Below are 902 nucleotides of genomic sequence, written 5' to 3'. Positions count from 1 at the left end.
ACAAAGTATAAAAATAACGCTAAATTTAATGCTTAATCAAAAGATAGTGCTCTTTTGGTCACTCTGATTTTCCTACGGAAAATCCTCGGACACAAAACCGCACTATTCTTATACATAAACGTTGGGTACAATTATGACAAACTGCATTTTCCATAGCAAAGAATTTGAAATTAACGGAATTTCTGTACCTGAATTTGAATTAAAAAGCGGAAATCTAATTAGAATTTACATTCCAAATTTTGACTCTGAACATCAACCTTTAGGTTTTGACTTGACGATTGAATTAATAAAGCATTTTCAAAATAAAAAATCGGATTTTCATTGGGCGAAAAACTACCGACAAAATACCATAGCGGAATTATTAAATCCTCTAACTGCCGAAAAGTATTTGATGACCAAAATGCGAATTGACAAACAAAACGCAAAACGAATTGCGAAAGAAATCGGAATAAAACTGACTGACAAGTTTGAACATTTGAATTTCACAAATAAGAAAGCGTTGATAATAAAAGCACTATTTCAACAGAATGATAGTATAATTTTAGATTATTATGGTGTTGACGCAATCGGAATCGGATTTTTGGAAAGTTTAGTGAATTCTGAAATTGAGAAAGGTAAATCAGCCATCGCTTTTGACAGATTGGAATTTAAAGCTGACAAGGAACCTTTTGAAAATATAAAAACAATAGAAATAACTGTACCCAACAACGTGTAAGCGCAATAACGGCTGAATTTCCTACTCGGAAATTCAACTCGTTTTGCTAAATTAGTTGCGTCAGCGGAAAGTACTCGCGCACTTTTCCGTTACTGACGCTTACACAAAACCGTTACAAAAAATAGCTCCGAAAAACTTCGCGCTGATTTTAAGCTGAATAAATTGAATTTGAAATTATTCGGATTTG

Annotated in this window: 1 protein-coding gene; it reads left to right on the top strand. The window is 32.9% G+C overall.

What is annotated here, in order from left to right; genetic code table 11:
• The first annotated feature begins 133 nt into the window (after nt 1-133).
• Nucleotides 134-715 carry a hypothetical protein gene (locus tag Q0739_RS14875; RefSeq protein WP_298239526.1) on the top strand — a complete coding sequence of 194 codons (582 nt, stop codon included), beginning with the start codon at nt 134-136 and terminating at the stop codon, nt 713-715.
• Nucleotides 716-902 lie beyond the last annotated feature (187 nt).

This window comes from uncultured Algibacter sp., assembly GCF_947487605.1.
GTDB lineage: Bacteria > Bacteroidota > Bacteroidia > Flavobacteriales > Flavobacteriaceae > Algibacter_D.
The sequence above is the reverse complement of the archived record's forward strand: the minus strand, read 5'-3'. Positions and strand labels throughout refer to the sequence as shown.

Excerpts from the sequence above, each read along its gene's own strand:
- Q0739_RS14875 (WP_298239526.1), top strand. The coding sequence starts at position 134 with ATGACAAACTGCATTTTCCATAGCAAAGAATTTGAAATTAACGGAATT.